The following is a 23,439-nucleotide window of genomic DNA, read 5'->3' as shown; positions in this document are numbered from 1 at the left end:
TCGTGGGTCCGGATCATGCCTCCACGCTACCGACACCTGCTGGAGATGCCTGGGCGCCGGGATCCACCCCGCAGCAGGACGCTTCGCCGCGGGGGCTCCAGCCCCGGAGCGGATCTCCTGCCGGGGCCTACCGAGCGCAGGCGTCGAAGACGTGGGCTGGGTCGTCGGCCGTCCGGAGGTCGCGGTCGCGCAGGATCGTGGAGAACGGGACCTGCGGATCGGCGCACACCTCGTCGAAGGTGCCGCGCAGGTCGTCGGTGTACTCGATGTCCAGCACGGCGCCTCCGTAGACCTCGGTGTAGGTGGCGCACTCGTCGAAGCGGTGGCACTCCTCCGCGACGGCGAAGTCGAACCCGACGTCGTCCCGGCCTCGCGTGCCGAGCTCGGCGGCGTTCTTCTGCCCGATGAGGAGGCCCGCGTCGTGGGCGAGGTCGGCGTACCGGGTGGCGAGGGCGATCGCGTCCTCCACGGTGAGTCGACCGTCGGACCGGGTGTACGAGTCGAGGTTGTCGATCTCGACGGCGTCGAAGCCGGCCTCCGCGCAGCGGGTGATGCTCGCACCGACCCGCTCGGCGATGCGCGCGCGACGGTCGTCGGTGGAGAGGTCGAAGATGAGTTCGTCGGGCCAGTTCTCGTCGATGACCGGTTCACCGGCGTCGTCGGTGAGGACGAGGTCCGGCTCGGCCAGCCAGGCGTCGCGATCGGCCGGCTGGCTCTGGAACCCGTTGACGTAGCAGATGGAGTACCGGTCGGGGTCGGGGGAGTCGGTGCTGTCGCGGGCGACGCCGCCCACGCCGGCCGCCGGCTCGTAGCCGCCACCCAGCTGGTAGTCGAAGACGACGTCCGTGGGGAACCCGCCCGCCGACGGGGTCGACTCGGCGCTGGAGGGTGCACCGTTCGGGAAGGTGGAGCAGCCGGCGGCGGTGGCCGCGAGCAGGAGGGCGGCGCCCGCCGCGATGAGCAGGTGCGCGCGACGGGGAGGACGGGTCATGGCTCCAGCCTAGGTCGCGGTCCCGTCCCGGGGCCGCCGCTCAGCCGGTACCGTTGGGGGCATGAAGTATCTGGTGTTGTTCTCCGCGGGTGCCGCGCTCATCGTGCTCGGGGTCGTCTTCGCGCTGCTCCTGGAGCTGCCGGTCGGGTTCCGGATCGCCGGGCTCGTGTCCATGCTCCTCGGCACCGTCGTCATGGGTGTGAACATCGGTCTCCAGTTCTTCGACCGCCGCAAGGAGCGCGCACGTCGGCTCTGAACCACGACGGCGCAACCACCTGACCCGGTCGGTTCCCCGGCGTTACCCTCGATGGAACCCACCTCCACCGAGGAGGGACGACGACAACCCGGAGGCATCGTGGCGCGCGCGCTCTTCATCATCGACGTACAGAACGACTTCACCGAGGGCGGTGCGCTCGGCGTGAACGGCGGCGAGGCCGTCGCCGCGGGGGTCACGCAGCTGTTGGCCGAGCACGGGGACGAGTACGCGCACGTGTTCGCCTCACGCGACTGGCACGACGCCGAGGGCGACAACGACGGTCACTTCGCGACGGGTGAGCCCGACTACGTGACGAACTGGCCGGTGCACTGCGTCGCGGGGAGTGCAGGCGCCGAGTACCACCACGCGCTCGACACCAAGAGCGTCGACACCCACATCCGCAAGGGGCAGGGCGCCCACGGATACTCGATCTTCGAGGGCGTGACGCCGGAGGGTCGGAGCCTCGACGAGGTCCTCACGGATGCCGGCATCACGGAGGTCGACGTCGTGGGTCTCGCGACCGACTACTGCGTCCGCCGGAGTGCGCTCGACGCCATCGAGCACGGCCTGCAGGTCCGCGTCCTCGCAGGTCTCGTCGCGCCCGTCGACCGGGCCGCCGGGGATGCGGCGCTCGCCGAGATCGCCGAAGCCGGGGGAGTCGTCGTCCCCGCCTGAACTCCGTCGCCGGGCACCCGACGCAGATAGTAAGCTAGCTGCATATTATTTCGAGCAGGGCGAGAACGGGGCGCACGCATGACGCACGGACGACACGGCGGAACGCAGACGGACGAGGGCACCCGGACGCAGCAGCGGGACCGTGCGGGTGCGCCGCGGTGGCTGCGGGTCGTGCTCCCCGCGGTCCTCATCCTCCTCTGGCTCACGGCCGCCGGCGTCGGCGGTCCGTACTTCGGGAAGGTGAGCGAGGTCGCGACCAACGACCAGACGAGCTTCCTCCCCGCGAGCGCGGACGCGACCGAGGTCCAGACGGCACTCGACGGGTTCCGCGAGGGCGACGACATCCCGGCCCTCGTGCTGTTCGTCCGCGACGGCGGGATCACCGACGAGGACCGGGCGGCGATCGACGACGAGCTCTCAGCCCTGTCCTCCACCGAGGGCGTCGCCGACGGCGTCTCTCCGGCCATCCCCTCCGAGGACGGCGACGCGGTCGAGGTCTTCGTCCCGATCAGCGGCGACGCGGAGGTCGGCGACGTCGTCGAGGCCCTCCGTGCGCAGCTCGCCGAAGCCGCCCCGGCAGGCCTCGACGTCTTCGTCACCGGCCCGGCGGGGTTCGCGGCGGACCTCACCGACGCCTTCGCCGGCATCGACGGCATCCTCCTCCTGACCGCGCTCGGCGCCGTCTTCCTCATCCTCATCGTCGTGTACCGCTCGCCGGTCCTCCCGTTCCTCGTGCTCGGCACCTCGCTGTTCGCCCTCTGCACCGCACTCCTCACCGTGTGGTGGCTCGCGAAGGCCGGCGTCGTCCTGCTGAACGGCCAGGTGCAGGGCATCCTCTTCATCCTCGTGATCGGTGCGGCGACCGACTACTCGCTGCTCTACGTCTCGCGGTACCGGGAGGCGCTCCGCGACCACGAGCGGCGGTGGGACGCGACGTGGGCGGCGCTCCGTGGATCGTTCGAACCGATCGTCGCGTCGGGCGGCACCGTCATCGCCGGTCTGCTCTGCCTGCTGCTCAGCGACCTGAACTCGAACAAGGCGCTCGGGCCGGTCGCCTCGATCGGGATCGTCTTCTCGGTCCTCGCGGCGCTCACCTTCCTGCCCGCGCTCCTGCTGGCCTGCGGTCGCACCTCGTTCTGGCCGCTGCGCCCGAAGCACGGGAGCGAGCACCGTGTGCGCGCCTCGTCGACCGACGACACCGCCGTGCCGACCACCGGTCTGTGGGGTGGGATCGCCCGCCTCATCTCCCGCCACGCCCGCGTCGTCTGGATCGGGAGCACCCTGCTCCTCCTGGTCGCGAGCCTCGGGGTCTTCCAGCTCAAGGCGGACGGCGTCGCCCAGAGCGACCTCATCCTCGGCACGTCCGAGGCCCGTGACGGTCAGGCCGCCCTCGGCGAGCACTTCCCGGCCGGCTCGGCGAGCCCCGTGTACATCCTCACGCAGGAGGGCGATGCCGCGCAGGTCATCGGGATCCTCGAGGAGGCGGACGGTCTCGACAGCGTCCAGGTGCTGTCGAGCGACTCCGCGACGGGCACCGCGGATGCGACGGTGAGCGACGGGGAGGCGGTGTTCACGGCTCCCGCCGCGGGGCCCCCCGGGACCCCGGTGGCGTCCGCCGAACCGACGGTCGACGACGGCCGCATCCTGCTCCAGGCGACGCTCGACGCGGCACCGGACTCGACGACGGCGGAGGAGAGCGTGCGACAACTGCGCTCGACCCTCGACGCCGAGGTCGGCACCCACACACCGGTCGGCGGCGTCACGGCGACCGCCATCGACTCGAACGACGCGTCCATCCACGACCGGAACCTCATCATCCCCGTGGTGCTCGCCGTCATCCTCCTCATCCTCATGCTGCTGCTCCGCTCAGTGCTCGCCCCGGTGCTGCTGATCCTCAGCGTGGTGGTGTCCTTCGGGGCGGCCCTCGGGGTCTCCGCGCTCGTGTTCACCCACGTGCTCGGGTTCCCGGGCGCGGACCCGAGTGTGCCGCTCTACGGCTTCGTCTTCCTCGTGGCGCTCGGGATCGACTACAACATCTTCCTCATGACGAGGGTCCGGGAGGAGTCGCTCCGAGTGGGAACGAGGGCCGGCGTACTGCGGGGCCTGGCGATCACGGGTGGCGTGATCACCTCGGCCGGACTCGTGCTCGCGGCCACGTTCGCGGCGCTGGGCGTCATCCCGATCCTGTTCCTCGCGCAGATCGCGTTCATCGTGGCGTTCGGGGTCCTCCTCGACACGATCATCGTCCGGACGCTGCTCGTCCCAGCCCTCAGCCACGACATCGGGAGCGCCATCTGGTGGCCGTCGAAGCTCGCGAAGGGTCGGGTCGAGCACCGGCACGCGGCCTGACCGAGGCGGACGCGACCGGCTACCCCTGCTCGGCGAGGAATTCCAGCACGGCGTCCTTGAACGCCCGCGACGAGACCGCGTTGAAGTGCTCGCGGCCGGGCAGCCCCACGTAGCGGGCATCGGCGGCTTCCGCGAGCCGCCGACTCCCGGCGGCGACCGCGTCGTCGTCTCCGGTCACGAGCAACATCGGCAGCGGTGGCACCTCGGCCGTGCTCGGCTGTGGCCCTCCGCGCAGGCCTTCCACCAGGGCGATGAGGGCCTCCACGTCGTTGCCAGGGACGCCCTCGGCCATCGTCACGTACGTGTCGGTGAGGGCGTGGGTGATCGTCGTCCCGGTCCTCACGTGGTGACGGGCCGTCTCCAGGTCGAAGTCGCGGAGTGAGTCGCCCTCGGGGAGACCGCCGAGGCTGAGCGAGCGCACGCGGTCGGGGTGCCGGACACCCAACCGCCAACCCACCCGGGAGCCCAGCGAGTACCCGAGGTAGTGCGGCTCGTCGACGCCGTAGCCGTCGAGGACGGACAGGACGTCGTCGACGAGGATGTCGAGTCGGTATGCGGCGGGATCCGTCGGTTTGTCGGAGGCTCCGTGACCGCGTTGGTCGAGGGTCAGCAGGCGGTACCCGGCGCGCGTCAGCGTGCGTGTCCAACCGGCGAGGTCCCAGTTGAGTCCGGCGCTCGAGGCGAAGCCGTGCACCGCGACGATCGTGCCGAGGTCGCCTGTGCCCGGAGCCGGTTCGTGGAGGTACGTCGCGATCCGGATGCCGTCCGTCGACATGACGTAGGTGGGTGCGGTCGGGGCAGGCTGAGGAAGCACCCGTCAACGATACCCGCGGTGGCGCCGCGCAGGCTCAGTCGACGGCGACCGGTCGTGGTCCCTGCTGCATCATCTCGGAGAGGTACGGGGCGACGACGCTCGTGGAGATGCGGCAGTCGAGCAGCAGGACGCCCTGCGCCCCGGCGTGGACCCAGTCGGTGAGTCCGTCGAGGTCCGCGAGCGTGTCGATCGTCACGCCCTGGCCACCCAAGGCCCGCGCGAGGGCGGCGAAGTCGACCTCGTCGATGAGCATCGGGGTCTGGTCGAGTCCACGCGAGCCGTACTGGTGGACCTCGGCTCCGTAGGCGGCGTCGTTGAAGACCACGATCACGCCGCTCGGCACCGTGCGGATGACGGTGTCGAGGTCGGGGAGCGCCATGAGGCCGCCGCCGTCGCCGGTGCACAGGACGGTGGTGCCCGTGTGCCCGGCCGCCGCGGCACCGACGGCGCTCGGGAACCCGAGTCCGATCGACTGGTAGGCCGTCCCGACCATGACGAGGCGGTCGGGGGAGGGGATGTCGAGGTACATCGGCGCCCAGCCGATGAAGTGGCCGCCGTCCTGGACGACCGTGCGGTCGGGCGGCAGCAGCTCGTCCAGTCGGTGCGCGAGGCTGCGCGGGTCGAGGCGCCCGTCGGCGCACAGCCCGTCCCCGGACGAGCCGTCACCCAGGTCGCGGTCGAGGTGCGGTGCTGGGCGGGCGGGACCGGCTGACGCGACCCATCCAGAGCCCACGCCGTCGGCGAGCCGTTCCAGGAGACCTGCGGCTGCGAGGGCCGCGTCACCGTGGATGAGCTCGTCGACCCTGGCGTTCGTCGGGGCGTCGGCGAGGTCGACCTGGATGACGTGCGCGTCGTGGGCGAAGGTCTCGCCGAACCGCATCGTGAACTGGTTGAGGCCGGCGCCGACGACGAGCACGACGTCCGCTTCGGCGATGCGCCTCGCGGCGTGCTCCGTCGCGAAGCCGCCGGCCACCCCGAGATCACGGGGGCTGGAACCGAAGAGCCCGCGTCCGAGCGCCGTGGTCGCGGTGTGGGCGTCGAGCCGCTCGGCGAGCTCGCCGAGGGCGGGTCCGGCGTCGGCCAGCCAGGCTCCACGCCCGGCCAGGATGAGCGGACGGTGTGCGCTGCGCAGGGCGGCGGCGGCGGTGTCCAGGCGCCGCGCGACGGGCTCCACGCGGGATGGCCGGACGAGCGCCGGGTGGTGCGGTGTCCCGTCCGCCCGCAGCGGCTCGTCGGACGCCACGGCGGCGAGGTCGTAGGGGATCGCGAGCACGACCGCGGTCCGGCGGTGGACGGCGTGCTCGATGGCACGGAGCGTGGTCGCGGTGGCGTCGTCACGACCGACGGTGAAGGTCGGTGCACCGAGCCCGGCGGCGATCTGGAACTGGTCGACGTCCCAGGGGCGGGCCCCGGTGGTCGGGGCGTCACCGACGACGAGGATCAGCGGGATCTGAGCCATCACCGCCTCCGCGAGGGGCGTCAGGGTGTTGGTGAATCCGGCTCCGTAGGTCGCGGTCGCGGCAGCGAGACCGCCGCCCGCGCGGGCGTAGGCGTCGGCTGCGGCGACGCCCCCGGCCTCGTGGCGCATGGCGGTGAAGCGGGTCGTGGTCGCGGCGAGTGCGTCGAGGAGGTGCGCGTTGCCGTTGCCCATGACGCCGAACACCTCGGAGACATGGCGGCTGAGTGCCTGTGCCACCCGGGCGGAGACGGTGGAGGAGCGGATCGACGTGGGAACGGTCGACGAAGCGTGTTCGGACATGGGAGACCTTCGAGAACGTGGACGGATGGGATTCCGTGTGTGTCTCGCCGGTGCTGGCCGCGCTATCGCCCTTTTTTCGAGCAACGACCCCCGTGCTGCGGAGTCTGACGAGCACACTCTACTCCGCGGCGACCGCGCTGCACAGTGCGGCCGCGACAGCATCCGCTCCACATCCGTGACGCCTGCCGGACAGTCGGACCCGGGTTCGACGGAGGCTGGCTCCATGAACCACATCGTGCAGGCCAACGCGGCCGAAGACCTCCTCGCCCTCATCCCCGGACTCGTCGGAAGCACTCCGAGATCGAGTCTCGTCGTCGTCCTGTTCGCGGGCCGCTACAGCCGCGGCGCACTCCAGGTGCACCTGCCGGCCGGAACGGACGTCGACCGGCAGGTGGCGGACGCCGCAGCGGAGCGCGCCCTCGGGTTCGCCTGCCGGGCCCCGGGTGTCGACGCCATCGTGCCCGTGGTCTATACGGACGACGCGTTCGGAGCCGGGGCGGAGCCGCCGGGCAGGACGATCGCCGACGCCATCCTGGAGCTGGCGAGCGCGCAGGGGTTCACGGTCAAGGACGCCCTCTGCTCGGCCGCTGACGGCTGGGGCTCCTACCTCGACCCCGGACTCCCCGCCGGAGGGCGTCCGCCGGCGATCGTGGCCTCGGCGGCGGTCCCGCCGGTCCCACCGCTCCCCTGGGAGCTCGTCACGACCGAGGTCCCGTCGGTGGACGTGGCGACGTTCGCAGCCGTCGACCTCGAGTACCGGGTGCTCTGCGCTCGACTGGCCTCCATGCTCGACGCGGCCGCCGATCGCGCCCGCACGACCTGGCGGATCGACGTCGGAGACGCCGTGGAACGACTCGACGGCCTTCCTGCGGTCTTCGAGGACGCGCTCGCCCGCGGCGTCGAGGGGATGACCGCCCGGGAAGTGGCCTTCCTGTTGCTGAGCCTGTCACGCCCGTGGGCGAGCGATCTCGCACTCATGCAGTGGGCGTTCGGGCGCGAGCTGGGTGAGGAACTCGACGACGCCGAACGCGCGTACGGGCATCTGCCGGTCGGGACGGACGACCCGGAGGTGTTCCACCGGGTCGCCCACCTGCTGGTCGGCGACGGACCGCATCCCGACGTGCAACGCATCCGGGCGGCGAGCAGCCTGCTCCTCGGCGTCGCGGCGCGAGCGTCGGAGTCGGCACGCGTCGCGCCGCTCGCCATGCTCGCCTGGCTGTCGTGGGCGCTCGGTCAGAGCACGCGCGCGGCCGCCTTCCTCGCCGAGCTGGTCGACGAGGAGCTGGACCACCCGCTGGCGGCGACCGTCGGGTCGCTGATCCGCCAGGGGCACCTCCCGGCCTGGGCGTTCTGCAGCGCCCCGGGAACACGCGACGGCGTAGCCGCCCCGAGCGATCAGCCCGCCGCGTGACGCTCGAGGAAGTCGTAGACCTCGGAGTCGTCGACGCCCGGGAAGGTGCCGCTCGGCAGTGGGGAGAGGATGTGGGTGTGCAACCGGGCGCTCGGCCAGGCCTGCTCCCGCCACTTGTCCGCGAGGTCCGACGGTGGTCGACGGCAGCAGGTCGGGTCCGGGCAGGTGGAGACCGCACGCGTCGTGGTCTCCCGTCCGCGGAACCACTTCGCCTCGCCCCAGGGCACGCCGACCGAGATCGAGAACTCCCCGGCCTCGGTCGTGCCGGTCTGCGTCGCGCACCAGAAGGTACCGGCCGGGGTGTCGGTGTACTGGTAGAGCTCCGTGGTGCGGTTCGTCCGCGCGAAGGCGTTCCGCGCGCTCCACTTCCGGCACACGATCTGGCCCTCCACCGCGCCCGTCACGTCGACGGGCAGCGGCAGCGCATCGTTCTCATAGGCCTTCGAGATCGCCCCGTCCTCGGAGACCCGCAGGAAGTGCAGGCGCATGTCGAGCCGGGCGGTCGCCAGGTTGGTCAGGCGCAGCGCCGCGGCCTCATGGGTGACCCCGAAGGCGTCGCGGAAGTCCTCGACGGCCAGGTTGCGGTCGCGCTTGGCCTGCTGCAGGAACGACACGGCGGCCGTCTGCGGCATGAGCGCCGCCGCCGCGAAGTAGTTGATCTCGAGCCGTTGCCGGAGGAACTCGGCGTAGCTCGTCGGACGCTGGTGCCCGAGCAGGCGGTGCGCCATCGCCTGCAGGGCCATGGACCGCAGGCCGTGCCCGCCGGGGATCGAGGCCGGTGGCAGGTAGATGCGCCCGTTCTCGAGATCGGTGACGCTGCGGGCGGAGTGCGGCAGGTCGTTGACGTAGATGAGGTCGAAGCCGAGCTGTTCCGCCATGATGCTCACCGTGCGGTGGGTGAGCGCGCCGGTGCTGTGCCCGGCGCGCAGCACGCGCGACTCCGCGAGTTCCTCGATCTCGGGGAGGTGGTTGTCGCGCTCCCGCATCCACTCCCGCAACTCGGTGTTGGCCCGCCGCGCCTCCTCCGGGGTCGCGATCGCCTCGCTCGCGTGCCGCTGCAGTTCGCGGTGCAGGCCCACGAGTGCGCGGAGGGCCTCGTCGGGGATGCCCTTCGACGGCTTGACGATCGGCAGGGTCAACTCGCCGTAGAGCGCACTGCGTTGAAGCCGATCCAGCTCGATCTCCAGCGCTGCGCGGGGGTTCGGAGCCTCCTTCGACAGGAGGTCGGTCAGGTCGACCCCGAGCGCGGCCGTCAGCTCCTGCAGGACCGACAGCTTCGGCTCGCGCTTCCCGTTCTCGATGAGGGAGAGCTGGCTCGCCGCCAGCCCGACCCGTTCGCCGAGGTCGTCGAGGGTGAGGCCTCTTCGGGTCCGGAAGTGCCGGATCCGATGGCCGAGCGTGAGGAGTTCGGCGGCGGCGTTCGATGCGGGAGTCGGCGTCATTCCTTCACCGTATCGAAAGAACAGCGAATCTTGAAGGGTGAAAGACCGTGAAGATCGACCGATACGGGCGCATGGTGGCTCTACGACCACTTCTTGACCGTCCCACCAACGCCGGAGGAACGCATGTCCATCGCAGCACTGATTCCCGACACCGCACCCGCTCCCGCCGCCCGCGCGGAGCTTCGAGCGGTGCCGCGCCCGAAGCGGAGCGGCCTTGCCGAGCTGCACGCCTGGGTCGACGACCTGGCGGCCCTCCTGGAGCCGTCCGCGATCCACTGGGTCGACGGCTCCGCGAGCGAGTCGCACCGGCTCACCCACCAGCTCGTCGAGGAGGGGAAGCTGATCAAGCTCAACCCGGAGTGGCGGCCGAACAGTTTCCTCGCCCGCAGCGATCCGCGCGACGTCGCGCGCGTCGAGGACCGCACCTTCATCTGCTCCGAGCAGGAGGAGGACGCCGGCCCGACGAACAACTGGCGCGATCCCGCGGCGATGCGCGACGAACTGCACGGGGTCTTCGCCGGCAGCATGCGCGGCCGCACGATGTACGTCGTACCGTTCTCGATGGGCGCGGTCGGCGGGCCGCTCTCGCAGCTCGGCGTCCAGATCACCGACTCGGCGTACGCGGTCCTCAGCATGGGCATCATGACGCGGATGGGCGACCGCGTCCTCGAGCTCATCGCCGACGGACAGCCGTGGGTCCGGACCGTCCACTCGGTCGGCGCTCCGCTCGAAGCAGGGCAGGCCGACGTGGTCTGGCCGTGCAACGACACCAAGTACATCGTCCAGTTCCCGGAGACGCGCGAAGTGTGGTCGTTCGGCTCCGGCTACGGCGGTAACGCACTCCTCGCGAAGAAGTGCTTCGCGTTGCGGATCGCCTCGGTCATCGGACGCGACGAGGGCTGGCTGGCCGAGCACATGCTGCTGGTCCGGGTCGTCTCGCCGGAGGGCCGGGCGTTCCACATCGCCGCCGCGTTCCCCTCGGCCTGTGGCAAGACCAACCTCGCGATGCTGCGGCCGACGATCCCCGGGTGGACGGTCGAGACCCTCGGCGACGACATCGCGTGGATCCGGCCCGGCGACGACGGACGTCTGTACGCCATCAACCCGGAGGCAGGCTTCTTCGGGGTCGCACCCGGCACGGGCGCCGGCACGAACGCGACAGCCGTCGACACCCTGTGGGGCAACACGATCTTCACCAACGTCGCGCTCCGCGACGACGGAGACGTCTGGTGGGAGGGGCTGACCCCCGAGCCGCCCGCCCACCTCCTCGACTGGCAGGGGCAGGACTGGACGCCCGAGTCGGGGCGCCCGGCGGCCCACCCGAACTCGCGGTTCACCGTCGCGGCGGCGCAGTGCCCGTCGATCGCCGACGACTGGGACGCGGCCGACGGCGTCCCGCTCGACGCGATCCTCTTCGGCGGGCGTCGTGCCACGAACGTCCCGCTCGTGGTCGAGGCCAGCAGCTGGGAGCACGGCGTGTTCATGGGGGCGACGATCTCCTCCGAGCAGACCGCCGCCGCCGAGGGCACGGTCGGGGAGCTCCGTCGCGACCCCTTCGCGATGCTCCCGTTCTGCGGCTACAACATGGCGGACTACTGGAGTCACTGGTTGCGGGTGGGCGGTGCACTCGAGCACGGCAAGGCGCCGCGGATCTTCCAGGTCAACTGGTTCCGGAAGGACGCCGACGGCTCCTTCCTGTGGCCTGGCTTCGGCGAGAACTCGCGGGTCATCGAGTGGATCGTGCGGCGGCTCGAGCACGAGGTCGACGCACGGGAGTCGGCGATCGGCCGGTTGCCCGTCCTCGACGAGCTGAACCTCGACGGCATCGACGTGCCGGACGCCGACCTCGACGCCCTGTTCGCCGTCGACCGCGAGTCCTGGCTCGCCGAGTGCGACCTCACCGAGTCCTTCTTCGACACCTTCGGCAACCGGGTCCCGGCCGCGCTCCGTGCGGAACTCGCCGCCCTGCGCTACCGCCTCCGGTCCTGAGGTGTCCGCTCGCCCGCCCGACGACGGGCGGGCGGGCGGAACGTCACACGAGGAGCTGGTGCTTGGCGAGTTCGCGGTAGAGCGGGACCTCGGTCACGAGGTCGCTGTGGGTGCCGACGCCGACCACCCGACCCTCCTCGAGGACGACGATCTGATCGCTGTCGACGACGGTCGAGAGCCGGTGCGCGATGACGATGAGCGTGCGTCCCGTCGCTACCGCGTCGATGGCTTCGCGCATCATCTGCTCGTTGACGCCGTCGAGGCTCGAGGTCGACTCGTCCAACAACAGGATCGGGGGAGCCGCGAGGATGGCGCGCGCGATGGCGAGGCGCTGCCGCTCGCCACCCGACAGCATGATGCCGTCCTCGCCGACCGGAGCGGCGAGACCGAGCGGGTTGCGGTCGAGGACCCCACCGAGGTTGACCGCGTGCAGCACGCGCTCGCAGTCGGCGTCGCTCGCGTCCGGTGACGACAGCAGCAGGTTGTCGCGCAGCGTGCCGGCGAGGACCGGGGCGTCCTGTTCCACGTACCCGATCTGGTCCCGGAGGTCGGCGCGGGGGATCGTGCGGATGTCGACGCCGCCCAGGCGGATGGCACCGGCGGTCGGGTCGTAGAAGCGTTCGATGAGCCCGAGGATGGTGCTCTTGCCGGCGCCGGACGGTCCGACGAGCGCCGTGCGTCTGCCCTGCATCGCGGCGAAGGAGACCCCACGGAGCACCTGACGACCGAGCGCTGACTGCGCCTCGGTGAGTCGGGCGGCATCGGCCGCGACGACCTCCGGTGCGCTGGTGCCCTCGCTCAGCGCCTCGGTCGCGAGCGCCTCCGCTGCGGCCCGTTCGCGCTCGATGACCGCCGCGTCCGGGTAGGCGAACTCGACGCCGTCGAACTCGATCGCCGGAGCGGATGCGGAGGCTGTCCCGGGACGTCCGACCCGCGCGGCGATGGCCGCGTCGTCGTCGCCCTCGTCGGGCAGGTCGAGGATCTCCTGGATCCGGCCGAGCGCTCCGAGCGCCTGGTTGACGCTCGTGATCGCGCCGAAGGCCTGGCCGAGCGGCATGATCATCATGAACAGGAAGAGGATGAACGCGACGAGACTCGCGATGGTGATGGCGCCGGACGCGACGCGGAACCCACCGACGCCCAGGACGACCAGGAACGAGGTCTGCATGGCGATGCCGGCGACCGGGACGACCAGCGAGGAGATCTTCGCGATCCGCACGCCGACGCCGTAGACCTCTTTGGCCACGCCGTCCACCGCGTCGATCTCGCGGTCGGTCGCGTTGGACGCCCGGATGGTGCGGATGGAGCTGATGGCGCGCTCGACCGCGGCGGCGAGCTCGCCCACCTTGGTCTGCTGCTCGCGGCTGGCGACGCGGATGCGTCCGCTCAGGGCGACGACCACGACGACCGAGACGATGACGACGAGGAGGGTGAGACCCAGCAGGACGGGGTCGATGATCGCCATGGCGATGAGCGCGCCGAGGAAGGTGATGGCGCCGCCGACGGCGTCCACGAAGCCCTGCGTCAGGACGGCGTAGAGCATGGTCGTGTCGCTGCCGACCCGCGAGACGAGGTCGCCGGTGCGGCGCGTGTCGAACTGGCTGATCGGCAGCCGGAAGATGCGCGCGATCAGCTGGCGCCGGGAGGAGTACACGACCCCGGTGCCGGCGCGCTGCAGGAGGTAGTGCTGGTACCCGCTGATGACGCCGGAGACCACGACGAGCCCGACGAGGAGCCACGCCAGGTTGCCGAGCGACCGGCCCGCTTCGACGACGCCGATCACCTGGCTGACGATGAGCGGCTGGGCGAGTGACGCGGCTGCTCCGATGACGCTCAGGATGATGACGACGATGAGGATCGAGCGGTGCTCGAAGATGTACGGCATGAGCTGCTTGAGGCTCGCGCGGGGACCGTCGTCCTTCGGTCGGCTGAACGGGTTGCGGCTGCGTGCCGGGCGCGCTGGGGTGCTCATGGTGCTCTTCCTCCGAGGTGCGGCGCGCGGCTCCGAGACGTCCATGGCGACGGCGCACCGTGGTTCAACTCTAGGCGACGGTCGCACGCACCGAGCCCGAAGCCGACGCACCGAGCGCGGACGCACCGAGGGCCGGTGCGTGGAGATGTCCTCCACGCACCGGCCCTCGGTGATCGCCTCGATCAGGCGTCGATGTCGACGTCCTTGGTCTCCTTGGAGACGATGAGGGCGACGAGCGTGATCAGGGCCATCGCCGAGAGGTAGACGCCGACCCAGAACGGGCTGCCCCCGCCGGCGCTCCACAGCGCGACGGCGATGAACGGTGCGACCGCTGCGCCGAGGATCGACGACACGTTGTACGAGATCCCCGACCCGGTGTACCGCACATTCGTGGGGAACAGTTCGGGCAGCAGAGCGCCCATCGGTCCGAAGGTGAACCCCATGAGGCTGAATCCGATGATGAGCCAGATCATGACCCCGGTGAACCCGGCGCCGAGCAGCGGGACCCAGACGAGCCCGAACACGAGGATCGCGCTCGTCACGACGATGAGCGTCTTGCGGCGTCCGTACTTGTCGGCGAAGGGACCGGACACGAGCGTGAAGATCCCGAAGAAGACCACGCCGGCGATGAGCATGAGCACGAAGGTCGTGTAGCTGTAGCCGAGCCCGGCGACCGGTGCGTCGAGCGGCGCGCGGCCGTAGCTCAGGGAGAACGTCGTCATCAGGTAGAAGAGCACGTAGGTGGCGAGCATGAAGAAGGTGCCGAGGAGCAGCTTGCGCCAGTGCAGCTTGATGACGCTCGCGAGCGGCGACCGCTGCACCTTGCCCTGCTCCTTCGCATTTGTGAACGCGTTGCTCTCGACGAGGCGGAGACGGACCCAGAGGCCGACGATCACCATGACGACGGAGAAGAGGAACGGGATGCGCCAGCCCCACTCGAGGAAGGCCTCGGACGGCATGGACGGGTCGTCGCTCGGGAGGATCGCCGCGATGATCAGGAAGAGTCCGTTGGCGATGATGAAGCCGATCGGCGCACCGAGCTGCGGGAACGTGCCGAACAGGGCACGCTTGCCGGTCGGCGCGTTCTCCGTCGCCACGAGGGCGGCACCGGACCACTCGCCGCCGAGCGCGAAGCCCTGACCGATGCGGAGGATCACGAGGAGCAGCGGGGCGACCCAGCCGACGAGCTGGTAGGTCGGCAGCAGGCCGATGAGGAAGGTCGCGATCCCCATGGTGAGCAGGGCTCCGACGAGGGTCGCCTTCCGACCACGCTTGTCGCCGAGGTGCCCGAAGATGACGGCGCCGACGGGGCGGGCGACCATCGCGGCGCCGAACACGGCGAAGGAGGCGAGGAGACCCGCGGTCGGGTCCTCACTCGGGAAGAAGAGGTGCGGGAAGACGAGGACGGCGGCCGTCGCGTAGACGTAGAAGTCGTAGAACTCGATCGTCGTGCCGATGAGGCTGGCGAGGACGACTCGGGAGCGCGGATTGACCGGGGCCTTGGTGACTGGGGTTGCTTCGAGAGACATGCGTGCGCGTTTCGGTTCGGGAATGGACGCCGTCGAAGCATCAGCACCGGTCGCGCACGCCCGCCGACGACGGCAGGATCAGAGGTTCGCCCGCTTGTGGCAGGACCATGACACTGTACGCCGAAGTACGGCATTCCGGTATTCGGTTGCCCGGCAGGGCGAATGCCGATACCGGAATGCCGCGTGATGCGCCTCTGGTCGGGTCAGCCGCGCAGCTCGCGGAGGACGACCGCGGTGGCGACGGCGGCATCGGCGGCCTCCGCCCCCTTGTCCTCCTTCGACCCGGGCAGCCCTGCGCGGTCGAGCCCCTGCTTCTCGTCGTCGAGGGTGAGGACGCCGAAGCCGACGGGCTTGCCCGTCTGGATGCTGACCTGCGTGAGGCCACTCGTCGCGGCGTCGGAGACGTACTCGAAGTGCGGCGTGCCGCCACGGATGATGACCCCGAGTGCGACGACCGCGTCGGCCCCGGCCTCGAGGGCGGCCTTGGCGACGACCGGGAGTTCGAAGCTCCCGGGGACCCGCACGAGACGGTGGTTGGCCCCGCTCGCATCGAGGGCCTTGACGGCTCCGGCGATGAGACCGTCGGTGATGGTCTCGTGCCAGGTGCCGGCGATCACGACGATGTCGAGGCCGGTGCCGTCGACACTGATGGTGGGGGATCCTTCGCCGCTCATGCGGTCTCCTGTCTTCGTCCCCCGAGTGCGTCGAGGGGGTGGTGGTGGTCTCGCTCCTCGAGGGAATCGAGGGGCGGCTGAACTACTGGTGGGGGTGTGGTTCCGGTGCGAGCTCGAACCCGATGCTGTGGCCCATGCGGTCGCGCTTCGTCTCGAGGTAGCCCTCGTTGAACAGGCCGACGCCGACCACCAGCGGGACGCGCTCGCTCACGGCGATGCCGTGGTTCGTGAGCTGTCGCTCCTTCTCCGGGTTGTTCGAGAGCAGGCGCACGGAGGTGATGCCGAGGTCCGTCAGGATCGCGCTCGCCGCCGTGTAGTCGCGGGCGTCGGCCGGCAGCCCGAGTGCGAGGTTGGCGTCGAGGGTGTCGAGACCGTCCTCCTGCAACCGGTAGGCGCGCAGCTTGTTGACGAGGCCGATGCCGCGCCCTTCGTGCCCGCGCAGGTAGACGACGACACCGCCATGGCGCTGGATGGTGTCGAGGGCGCTGTCGAGCTGCGGACCGCACTCGCACTTGAGCGAGCCGAACGCCTCACCGGTCAGGCACTCCGAGTGGACGCGCACGAGCGCGCCGGTGGCCTGCGGGTCGCCGGCGATGATGGCGACGTGGTCGGCACCGGTCCTGCGGTCGCGGTAGGCGCGCAAGCGGAACGAGCCGTGCGTCGTCGGGACCGTCGTCTCCACCTCGAACGACACGTTCGACGATTCGGGGATGGCCGCCTGGGCGGCGCGTTCCTCGGCGCAGACCGCAGCCGCGTCGGGGTTCTCCTCGAGGAAGGCGATGAGTGCGGCGATCGTCGTGACGAGCACACCCTCCCGCTCCCCGAGCGCGATGAGGCCGGGCAGGCGCATCATCTCGCCGTCGTCGGCGACGATCTCGGAGATCGCCCCGACGGGGACCAGCCCCGCGAGCTTCATGAGGTCGACGGCCGCCTCCGTGTGCCCGTCGCGCTCGCGCACCCCGCCGTCGACGGCGCGCAACGGGACGATGTGTCCGGGGCGCGACAGACTGGCGGGCACGGACGCCGGGTCGGCGAGCACGCGCAGGGTGTGGGCGCGGTCGGCGGCGCTGATGCCGGTGCTGAGCCGGTCGGCCGCGTCGACCGTGACGGTGTACGCGGTGCCTCGGGGGTCCTCGTTGAGCGCGACCATCGGCGGGAGGGCCAGCCGGTCGGCGATCTCGTTCGTCATCGGTGCGCAGATGAATCCGGAGGAGTGTCGGACCGTCCACGCGATCCACTCCTGGGTGGCGGACTCCGCGGCGAGGATCACGTCGCCCTCGTTCTCTCGGCCCTCGTCGTCGGCCACGATGACCGGTCGGCCCTGGCGGAGTGCCTCGAGGGCCTCCGGGATGCTGGCGATGCTCATGCGTTGCCCCTTCCGGTGGCGGTGGTGCCGACCGGGTCCGCGGACTGCGGATCCTGGCCGATGCTGCTGGGGAATGCCGACTCGAGACGGCTGAATGCGAGCATGCGCTCGACGTGCCGGGCGAGGATGTCGGTCTCGAGGTTCACGCGGTCGCCGGGGACCCGGTCGCCGAGCGTCGTCGCGGCCAGCGTCTCGGGGATGAGGGACACCTCGAACCAGGCTTCCGGCGCGTCCGGTGCGCTGATGGCGCTGACGGTGAGCGAGACGCCGTCGACGGTGATCGATCCCTTGTCGACGACGAGCGGCGCGAGTGCCGCGGGGAGCGAGACGCGCACGACGCGCCAGGCCTCGCCGGGCACCGTGGCCAGGACGGTGCCGGTGCCGTCGACGTGCCCTTGGACGATGTGGCCACCGAGGCGGTCGCCGACGCGGGCCGCGCGTTCGAGGTTGACCGGAGATCCGACCGTGACGCCGTCGAGCGAGCTCATCGCGAGGGTCTGGGCCATGACGTCGGCGGTGAACGTCTCACCGGTCTGCTCGACGACGGTGAGGCAGACACCGCTCACGGCGATGGAGTCCCCGTGCCGGGTGCCCTCGAGGGCGAGCGGGCCGCGGACGGTGAAACGTGCCGAGTCCTCGCCGTGGTCGATGGCGACGATGGTGCCGAGTTCTTCGATGATGCCCGTGAACATGGGTGGTCCGTTCTCTGGGGGTCAGGCGGTGAGGTCGTGGACGGCCGAGGCGGAAGCGCTGCGGTCGGGTGTCGTGATGACGAGGAGGTCGTCGCCGAGTGGTTCGACGCCGACGGTGGTGAGGCGGATCGCTTCGCCGATGGTGTCGACACCGAGGTCGCCGATCGCGAGGCGAGGGCCGCCGAGGAGCACCGGGGCGAGGTAGGTGAGGACCGTGTCGGCGAGTCCTGCGCGGAGGAACGCCGTGGCGATGGTCGGGCCGCCCTCGATGAACACGCTCCGGACGCCCGCGGCGCGGAGCTCGGCGAGCAGCGCAGCCGGATCATGCCCGTGGTGGACGACGACCGGCCGGGGGTGGCGGTGGACGGCGGCGTCCCGGGGGATCGGGCGATCGCCCATGACGACGGGCAGGGGCTGCTCGGGCAGGAGGTCGCCGCGGTCGTCGCGGGCGGTGAGGCTCGGGTCGTCGGCGAGGACCGTCCCGGTGCCGACGAGGATCGCATCGTGGGCGGCCCGCCGACGGTGGACGTCGTCGCGCGCGGCATCTCCGGTGATCCAGCGGCTCGTGCCGTCGCTCGCGGCGATCCGCCCGTCGAGACTCGAGGCCCACTTCACCGTCACGAGCGGACGCCCGAGGCGGGCGCTGGTGAGCCAGTCACCGAGGAGGTCCTCCGCAGGTCCGGCGAGCACGCCGCCGACGACGGTCACGCCGCCGTCGCGGAGTCGTTCCGCTCCACCTCCGGAGTGGTGGCCGGGGTCGTCCACGGCGAACACGACGCGCTCGACACCGGCCTCGAGGAGGGCGACGGCACACGGTCCGGTCCGGCCCGTGTGGTTGCAGGGTTCCAGGGTGACGACGGCGGTCGCGCCGCGGGCCGCCCCGGACGCGAGGTGGGACAGGGCGTCGACCTCCGCATGCGGGGTGCCGGCTCCACGGTGCCAGCCCTCGGCGAGCACGGTGCCGTCGGCGTCGAGGATGACGCAGCCGACGCGGGGGTTGACGCCGCGGGCCGGGCCGTTGGCGGCGAGTTCGAGCGCGCGCAGCATGGCCTGCTCCTCGCGGACACTCGCCTGCGGTGCCTCGGTTCCTGCGCTCATCTGTCCGTCATCTCGGTCGGTACTGACACGAGTTCCGGGGTCGCGGGCAGGTGCTCGCCGGCGTCGACCATCGGCCGACGCCCGTGCTTCCTTCCATCCGGACTCGAACGCCGCCTGCGAGCAGACGCGTTCATAACCGTCGGTCCTGGAGTTCCACCAGGTCAACCGGGCCTCGCTTGCGCGAGACACGGGTCGCGGACTATCACCGCCGGTTCGGACTCTCACCGACCCCGGAGCACGTTACGTGTTGTCGATTCTAGGTCAACGGCCTGAGACACCCATCTATTCCGACGAACTGTGACGATGCTCACGGCTGCCCGGACTGCCTGATTGTCGGCGATTTTCGAGCTTCCCGCAAGAGGTATTTTTACCGACTAGAACTTAAATTCTACATATATATACGGTAATGGAACGAAATCAGATCGGGCGCGGGAACTCGCGCCCCGTACAGATAGGAGAACACCATGCGAATCCTCTCGCGGTCCCTCATGTCTCTCGCGGCGGGCGCAGTTGTCATCTGCTGCGGCGCATTTGCCCCAGCACCGACGATCGTGCCTCACGTCAGCCCATCGCACAGTGAGCAGCTGGTTCAGGTGGAGCGCTCTGAATCCGGCGCGTCGTCTCGTATGCTCCAGTGGTCGTTGTTCGAACGCAACATCAGCAGCTTGGCGGCGTGCAACTCGCTGATGAACAAGATGAAGCCTGCGTATGGCCCGAACTTCCGCTGGGATTGCGAGTCCTATTTGTCGTCGACGTGCCCGCCGATCACGAGGTGGGCTCTCTGGTTTGCTGACGCGAGCGGCACTCGGGCGGCGTCCAAAGCCGTAGTTCCCGCAGAACCAGCGGCGCACTGCTGATGAGGGCGGAGCCGACGTGGTGAGGATGTCGCCGGATGTACCGAACGCTGCCCAGGTCACAGACCTGGTGTGCAGCTTGCTCGAGATGGGCTGGCCCGCCGGCACCCCTCGGGAGGACTGGCTGTCCGGGGTTGGCCGTTCGCCGCTCCGACCGGTGATGCCCGGACTCTGGGAATTCGAACTGCGTTGGCCGGGCTGCACAGGTACGTGGTGGTCGAGTGATGATGAGCAGGCGCTCACGCTCTATCCGTATCAGGCGCAGCCCACTGACGTCGCAGCTCTTCATGCTTCATATGACGCCCTGTCCCGAACCCTGTCAGCCGTCTACGGCTTGCCGGAGGAATCAGCAGCCGCAGCGTCCAGCGGGCCCAGAGCGGACTGGCTGATCGGTGATCGTTTCGTCGAGCTCGCGGGGTACTGGAAGCACGGAGTGATCGGCGTCGTCGCGGTCTCGCTTGGATCGCGCCACGGCTGACGACACGACCGGGTCGATGACACTTGCTTCCTCGGAGACGTGATCGTCGGCGAGACGACCACCACGTCCAGCCGGTCGCAGCCAGCCCGTCGTCTCGGCAGTGCAGCGCGGGGTGCTCGGGTGCAGGTCCGAGCACCTCAGCGCTGGGCGTCGTGCTGGTCGATCGCGGCGCGGGCGGTTCCCTCGTCGACAACGAGGTCGGAGATGAGTCCGCCCGCCAACGCCCCGAGGAGCGGGGGCACCTTGGCGGCTCCCGCGACCACGCAGATCCGACGGGAGACGCCGCGCAGCACGTCGAGGTCGGGCCCGGACGCACGGTTGTTGAAGGGGATGTCGCGCCAGGAACCGTCGGCCCTGAAGAACACGGTCGCGACGTCCCCGACGGCGCCGGCGCTCGCGAGCGCCTCGAAGTCGCTGTCGTCGAGGTAGCCGCCGACGTAGACGTGGCTGGGCACACCCGAGAGCTGCGAACCGAGACCGAACAGCGCGACGTCCATGCGGCGTTGGATCTCGAGCACCCGGCGGATGCTGCGCTCCCGCCAGAGGGCGAGCTTGGTCGACGGGTCGTCGAAGAAGGCCGGCACCGCGAACTGCTGCGCGTAGGCCCCGTAGGCGTCCGCGTACCGATGCAGGATCTCACTCGCGTAGAGGATGCCCGAGGTGCGCGTGTTGGCCGCGCCGTTCAGCTGGACGATCTGCGAGTTGTGGGTCCGCTTGGGGGTGAGGTGCCTCGCCACCGCACTCACGGTCGAGCCCCATGCCAGACCGAGCGTCATGTTCGAGTCGAACACCGAGCCGAGAAAACGTGCAGCCGAGAGGGCGACCCGCTCCAGTCGGTCGATGTCGCTCGTGTGGTCGGGGACCGGGACGATGTGGGCGGTCACGCCGAAGCGGTCACGGAACTCCGCCTCGAGCCGCGACGGCATGTCGTGCGGGGAGCGCACCTGGATGTCGACGAGCCCGCTTTCCCGCGCATATCCGAGCAGGCGTGAGACCGACGACCGGGAGGTGTGGAGCTCCTGGGCGATGGCCTCCATGGTGAGGTCCTGCACGTAATACAGCTGCGCGGCGCGGAGCGCCTCGGCCGTCCGGTCCGGCTGGCTGAGCGCGTCTGCGAGCGACATCGGGTCTCCTTGCACGTTTGTTCACTAGGGCTGTTCAGAGTTGCAGCGGGTGTCACGATGTATTCAGTCACATCATTCAGCGGCGCGCAATCCCGGCAGCGTCGCGTACCAACCGCGAAGAAGCGAGGCATCTCATGTCCCTCAAGTCGTCAGCTCCCCGTTCCACCGTCCAGTCCGTCATCGACCGCCCGCAGGCGTCGGTGCTCATCATCGGCGGCGGCATCAACGGCATCGCGACCTTCCGCGACCTCGCGCTCCAGGGCGTCGACGTCACGCTCGTGGAACGCAACGACTGGGCATCCGGTGCCTCCGCCGCGTCGAGCCACATGATCCACGGCGGCATCCGCTACCTCGAGAACGGCGAGTTCCGACTCGTCCAGGAGTCGGTGCAGGAGCGGAACGGGCTCATCAAGATCGCCCCGCACTACGTGAAGCCGCTCGAGACCACGGTCCCGATCTTCTCGACCTTCTCGGGCATCCTCTCCGCACCGCTGCGCTTCCTCACCCACAAGCAGGGCAAGCCGCAGGAGCGTGGTGCGCTGCTCATCAAGGTCGGCCTCACCGCGTACGACTCCTTCTCCCGCGACGGTGGCAGCGTGCCGCGTCACCGCTTCCACGGCCGCAAGAAGTCCCTCGCCGACCTGCCGAAGATGAACCCGGGCCTCAAGTACACGGCGACCTACTACGACGCCTCCATGCACGACCCGGAGCGTCTCGCACTCGACGTCCTCATGGACGGCCTCGCCGCCGGCCCGCACGCCCGCGCCGTCAACTACGTCGAGGCGGTCGGTATGGGAGCCGACGGCGTCGAGCTCCGCGACACCGTCACCGGCCAGACCTTCACCGTGACGAGCGACGTCGTGGTCAACACCTCCGGCCCCTGGACCGACCTCACGAACGCCGGCCTTGGCGAGCCGACGACCTACATGGGTGGCACGAAGGGCTCGCACATCGTCCTCGACAACCCGGAGCTCTACGCGGCCACCAAGGGGCGCGAGATCTTCTTCGAGCACGAGGACGGCCGCATCGTCCTCATCTACCCGCTCAAGGGCAAGGTCATGGTCGGCACGACCGACATCGACGCCGACCCGAGCACCCCGAGCGTCTGCACCGAGGAGGAGGTCGACTACTTCTTCGACCTCGTGAAGCATGTCTTCCCGACCATCGCGACCTCGCGCGAGCAGATCGTCTACCGGTTCTCCGGCATCCGCCCGCTTCCGAAGCACGACGACGAGGCCCCCGGCTTCGTGTCTCGCGACTACCGGATCGAGCGCCGGGCCGCCGCTGCACGTCCGTCCACCACCGTGTTCAGCCTCGTGGGTGGCAAGTGGACCACCTTCCGGGCCCTCGCCGAGCACCTCAGCACGGACGTGCTCAACACCATCGGCGCCCCGCGCCCCGTGGAGACCCTCGGACTCGCGATCGGCGGCGGCGCCGGCTTCCCGCGCACCGACTCGGCGACGCGCACCTGGGTCGCCGCCCACGAGGACGGCACCGGTGCCAAGCGTGCCGAGCAGCTGCTGGGCCGGTACGGCACGAAGGCCGCCGCACTCCTCGAGCACCTGTCCGAGCACGGCGACGACCGCTTGCAGGGCGCTGCCGACTACAGCGTGCAGGAGCTGGAGTTCCTCGTCGAGCAGGAGCAGGTCGTGCACCTCTCCGACGTGCTGCACCGCCGCACGAGCCTCGCCTTCACCGGATCGCTGACCGCCGGCCTCGTCGACGAGATCGCCCGCGTCGTCGGCGGTGTCCTCGGGTGGGACGACGCCGAGCGGACCGCGCAGATCACCGCAGCGCTCGACCGCCTGCGCGACGCCCACCAGGTCGACCTCCGGGTCGACGCCGCCAAGGAGGCCCCGGCGTTCTCATAATGCACGAATGTGCAGGCAAGGCCCTTGTCCTGTGCAACAGGAGCTGGCTACCTTACAAGCAACTGGTCAGTGCAACCTCGCCCAGGGGGGCTCGC

At 70.3% G+C, this 23,439-nt stretch carries 18 protein-coding genes; 7 read left to right on the top strand and 11 right to left on the bottom strand.

Annotation, left to right across the window (positions count from 1 at the left end):
- Positions 1-127: 127 nt before the first annotated feature.
- Positions 128-991: an endo alpha-1,4 polygalactosaminidase gene (locus ITJ62_RS18520; RefSeq protein WP_194605302.1), complete on the bottom strand. Its 864-nt coding sequence runs from the start codon at positions 989-991 to the stop codon at positions 128-130.
- 61 nt (positions 992-1,052) lie between these two features.
- Between ITJ62_RS18520 and ITJ62_RS18515 the strand changes: the two genes are divergently transcribed.
- The 3 genes from ITJ62_RS18515 (at position 1,053) to ITJ62_RS18505 (ending at position 4,271) form a co-directional block, all read left to right on the top strand.
- A complete protein-coding gene (locus ITJ62_RS18515) occupies positions 1,053-1,247 on the top strand; it encodes a hypothetical protein (RefSeq protein ID WP_191941504.1) in 195 nt (64 codons plus the stop codon).
- A 99-nt stretch (positions 1,248-1,346) separates the two neighbouring features.
- On the top strand, positions 1,347-1,922 hold the full coding sequence (locus ITJ62_RS18510) for an isochorismatase family protein (RefSeq protein WP_370582013.1): 576 nt from the start codon (positions 1,347-1,349) through the stop codon (positions 1,920-1,922).
- Positions 1,923-2,000: 78 nt separating this feature from the next.
- Positions 2,001-4,271, top strand: coding sequence for an efflux RND transporter permease subunit (locus ITJ62_RS18505; protein WP_194605295.1), 2,271 nt, complete (start codon positions 2,001-2,003; stop codon positions 4,269-4,271).
- A 19-nt stretch (positions 4,272-4,290) separates the two neighbouring features.
- On the opposite strand, the gene ITJ62_RS18500 is transcribed toward ITJ62_RS18505, so the two are convergent.
- Both ITJ62_RS18500 and ITJ62_RS18495 read right to left on the bottom strand, forming a co-directional pair.
- Complete coding sequence (locus ITJ62_RS18500) at positions 4,291-5,085, bottom strand: alpha/beta fold hydrolase (protein ID WP_370582008.1); 795 nt, start codon at positions 5,083-5,085, stop codon at positions 4,291-4,293.
- Between the two features lie 34 nt (positions 5,086-5,119).
- Complete coding sequence (locus tag ITJ62_RS18495; protein WP_194605292.1) at positions 5,120-6,844, bottom strand: thiamine pyrophosphate-binding protein; 1,725 nt, start codon at positions 6,842-6,844, stop codon at positions 5,120-5,122.
- 223 nt (positions 6,845-7,067) lie between these two features.
- On the opposite strand from ITJ62_RS18495, the gene ITJ62_RS18490 reads away from it, so the two are divergent.
- Positions 7,068-8,255 carry a DUF4192 family protein gene (locus tag ITJ62_RS18490; RefSeq protein ID WP_194605290.1) on the top strand — a complete coding sequence of 396 codons (1,188 nt, stop codon included), beginning with the start codon at positions 7,068-7,070 and terminating at the stop codon, positions 8,253-8,255.
- Here ITJ62_RS18490 and ITJ62_RS18485 read toward each other — a convergent pair.
- Positions 8,240-9,697 (bottom strand): helix-turn-helix transcriptional regulator, encoded by a 1,458-nt coding sequence (locus tag ITJ62_RS18485; protein ID WP_194605287.1) that lies wholly within the window; start codon positions 9,695-9,697, stop codon positions 8,240-8,242. The genes ITJ62_RS18490 and ITJ62_RS18485 overlap by 16 nt on opposite strands.
- A gap of 123 nt (positions 9,698-9,820) precedes the next feature.
- Here ITJ62_RS18485 and ITJ62_RS18480 point away from each other — a divergent pair, with 123 nt between their 5' ends.
- Positions 9,821-11,686 (top strand): phosphoenolpyruvate carboxykinase (GTP), encoded by a 1,866-nt coding sequence (locus tag ITJ62_RS18480; RefSeq protein ID WP_194605284.1) that lies wholly within the window; start codon positions 9,821-9,823, stop codon positions 11,684-11,686.
- Between the two features lie 43 nt (positions 11,687-11,729).
- On the opposite strand, the gene ITJ62_RS18475 is transcribed toward ITJ62_RS18480, so the two are convergent.
- The 6 genes from ITJ62_RS18475 to ribD form a co-directional block, all read right to left on the bottom strand.
- Positions 11,730-13,658: an ABC transporter ATP-binding protein gene (locus ITJ62_RS18475; protein ID WP_194605281.1), complete on the bottom strand. Its 1,929-nt coding sequence runs from the start codon at positions 13,656-13,658 to the stop codon at positions 11,730-11,732.
- Positions 13,659-13,840: 182 nt separating this feature from the next.
- Positions 13,841-15,187 carry an MFS transporter gene (locus ITJ62_RS18470; RefSeq protein WP_137243440.1) on the bottom strand — a complete coding sequence of 449 codons (1,347 nt, stop codon included), beginning with the start codon at positions 15,185-15,187 and terminating at the stop codon, positions 13,841-13,843.
- A gap of 203 nt (positions 15,188-15,390) precedes the next feature.
- Entirely contained in the window at positions 15,391-15,861 is a 471-nt protein-coding gene (gene ribH, locus ITJ62_RS18465; RefSeq protein ID WP_064294813.1) for a 6,7-dimethyl-8-ribityllumazine synthase, read from the bottom strand.
- 82 nt (positions 15,862-15,943) lie between these two features.
- Positions 15,944-17,227: a GTP cyclohydrolase II gene (gene ribA, locus ITJ62_RS18460; RefSeq protein WP_191941495.1), complete on the bottom strand. Its 1,284-nt coding sequence runs from the start codon at positions 17,225-17,227 to the stop codon at positions 15,944-15,946.
- Positions 17,224-17,919 (bottom strand): riboflavin synthase, encoded by a 696-nt coding sequence (locus ITJ62_RS18455; protein WP_194605278.1) that lies wholly within the window; start codon positions 17,917-17,919, stop codon positions 17,224-17,226. The genes ribA and ITJ62_RS18455 overlap by 4 nt, the downstream gene beginning before the upstream one ends.
- A gap of 21 nt (positions 17,920-17,940) precedes the next feature.
- On the bottom strand, positions 17,941-19,017 hold the full coding sequence (gene ribD / locus ITJ62_RS18450) for a bifunctional diaminohydroxyphosphoribosylaminopyrimidine deaminase/5-amino-6-(5-phosphoribosylamino)uracil reductase RibD (RefSeq protein ID WP_228498782.1): 1,077 nt from the start codon (positions 19,015-19,017) through the stop codon (positions 17,941-17,943).
- A gap of 882 nt (positions 19,018-19,899) precedes the next feature.
- Here ribD and ITJ62_RS18445 point away from each other — a divergent pair.
- Positions 19,900-20,349, top strand: coding sequence for a hypothetical protein (locus ITJ62_RS18445; RefSeq protein WP_194605275.1), 450 nt, complete (start codon positions 19,900-19,902; stop codon positions 20,347-20,349).
- A gap of 137 nt (positions 20,350-20,486) precedes the next feature.
- On the opposite strand, the gene ITJ62_RS18440 is transcribed toward ITJ62_RS18445, so the two are convergent.
- Positions 20,487-21,473 carry a sugar-binding transcriptional regulator gene (locus ITJ62_RS18440; RefSeq protein ID WP_064294816.1) on the bottom strand — a complete coding sequence of 329 codons (987 nt, stop codon included), beginning with the start codon at positions 21,471-21,473 and terminating at the stop codon, positions 20,487-20,489.
- A gap of 134 nt (positions 21,474-21,607) precedes the next feature.
- On the opposite strand from ITJ62_RS18440, the gene ITJ62_RS18435 reads away from it, so the two are divergent.
- Entirely contained in the window at positions 21,608-23,344 is a 1,737-nt protein-coding gene (locus tag ITJ62_RS18435; protein WP_194605272.1) for a glycerol-3-phosphate dehydrogenase/oxidase, read from the top strand.
- Positions 23,345-23,439 lie beyond the last annotated feature (95 nt).

The organism is Plantibacter sp. VKM Ac-2876 (assembly GCF_015350715.1).
GTDB classification, from domain to species: Bacteria; Actinomycetota; Actinomycetes; order Actinomycetales; family Microbacteriaceae; genus Plantibacter; species Plantibacter auratus.
Note: the sequence above shows the minus strand (reverse complement) of the source record. Positions and strands in the feature narration are given on the sequence as shown.

Coding starts and splice junctions, on each gene's coding strand:
- ITJ62_RS18520 (WP_194605302.1), bottom strand. CDS start 991: ATGACCCGTCCTCCCCGTCGCGCGCACCTGCTCATCGCGGCGGGCGCC.
- ITJ62_RS18515 (WP_191941504.1), top strand. CDS start 1,053: ATGAAGTATCTGGTGTTGTTCTCCGCGGGTGCCGCGCTCATCGTGCTC.
- ITJ62_RS18505 (WP_194605295.1), top strand. CDS start 2,001: ATGACGCACGGACGACACGGCGGAACGCAGACGGACGAGGGCACCCGG.
- ITJ62_RS18495 (WP_194605292.1), bottom strand. CDS start 6,844: ATGTCCGAACACGCTTCGTCGACCGTTCCCACGTCGATCCGCTCCTCC.
- ITJ62_RS18490 (WP_194605290.1), top strand. CDS start 7,068: ATGAACCACATCGTGCAGGCCAACGCGGCCGAAGACCTCCTCGCCCTC.
- ITJ62_RS18485 (WP_194605287.1), bottom strand. CDS start 9,697: ATGACGCCGACTCCCGCATCGAACGCCGCCGCCGAACTCCTCACGCTC.
- ITJ62_RS18480 (WP_194605284.1), top strand. CDS start 9,821: ATGTCCATCGCAGCACTGATTCCCGACACCGCACCCGCTCCCGCCGCC.
- ITJ62_RS18475 (WP_194605281.1), bottom strand. CDS start 13,658: ATGAGCACCCCAGCGCGCCCGGCACGCAGCCGCAACCCGTTCAGCCGA.
- ITJ62_RS18470 (WP_137243440.1), bottom strand. CDS start 15,187: ATGTCTCTCGAAGCAACCCCAGTCACCAAGGCCCCGGTCAATCCGCGC.
- ribH (WP_064294813.1), bottom strand. CDS start 15,861: ATGAGCGGCGAAGGATCCCCCACCATCAGTGTCGACGGCACCGGCCTC.
- ribA (WP_191941495.1), bottom strand. CDS start 17,227: ATGAGCATCGCCAGCATCCCGGAGGCCCTCGAGGCACTCCGCCAGGGC.
- ITJ62_RS18455 (WP_194605278.1), bottom strand. CDS start 17,919: ATGTTCACGGGCATCATCGAAGAACTCGGCACCATCGTCGCCATCGAC.
- ribD (WP_228498782.1), bottom strand. CDS start 19,017: ATGAGCGCAGGAACCGAGGCACCGCAGGCGAGTGTCCGCGAGGAGCAG.
- ITJ62_RS18445 (WP_194605275.1), top strand. CDS start 19,900: ATGTCGCCGGATGTACCGAACGCTGCCCAGGTCACAGACCTGGTGTGC.
- ITJ62_RS18440 (WP_064294816.1), bottom strand. CDS start 21,473: ATGTCGCTCGCAGACGCGCTCAGCCAGCCGGACCGGACGGCCGAGGCG.
- ITJ62_RS18435 (WP_194605272.1), top strand. CDS start 21,608: ATGTCCCTCAAGTCGTCAGCTCCCCGTTCCACCGTCCAGTCCGTCATC.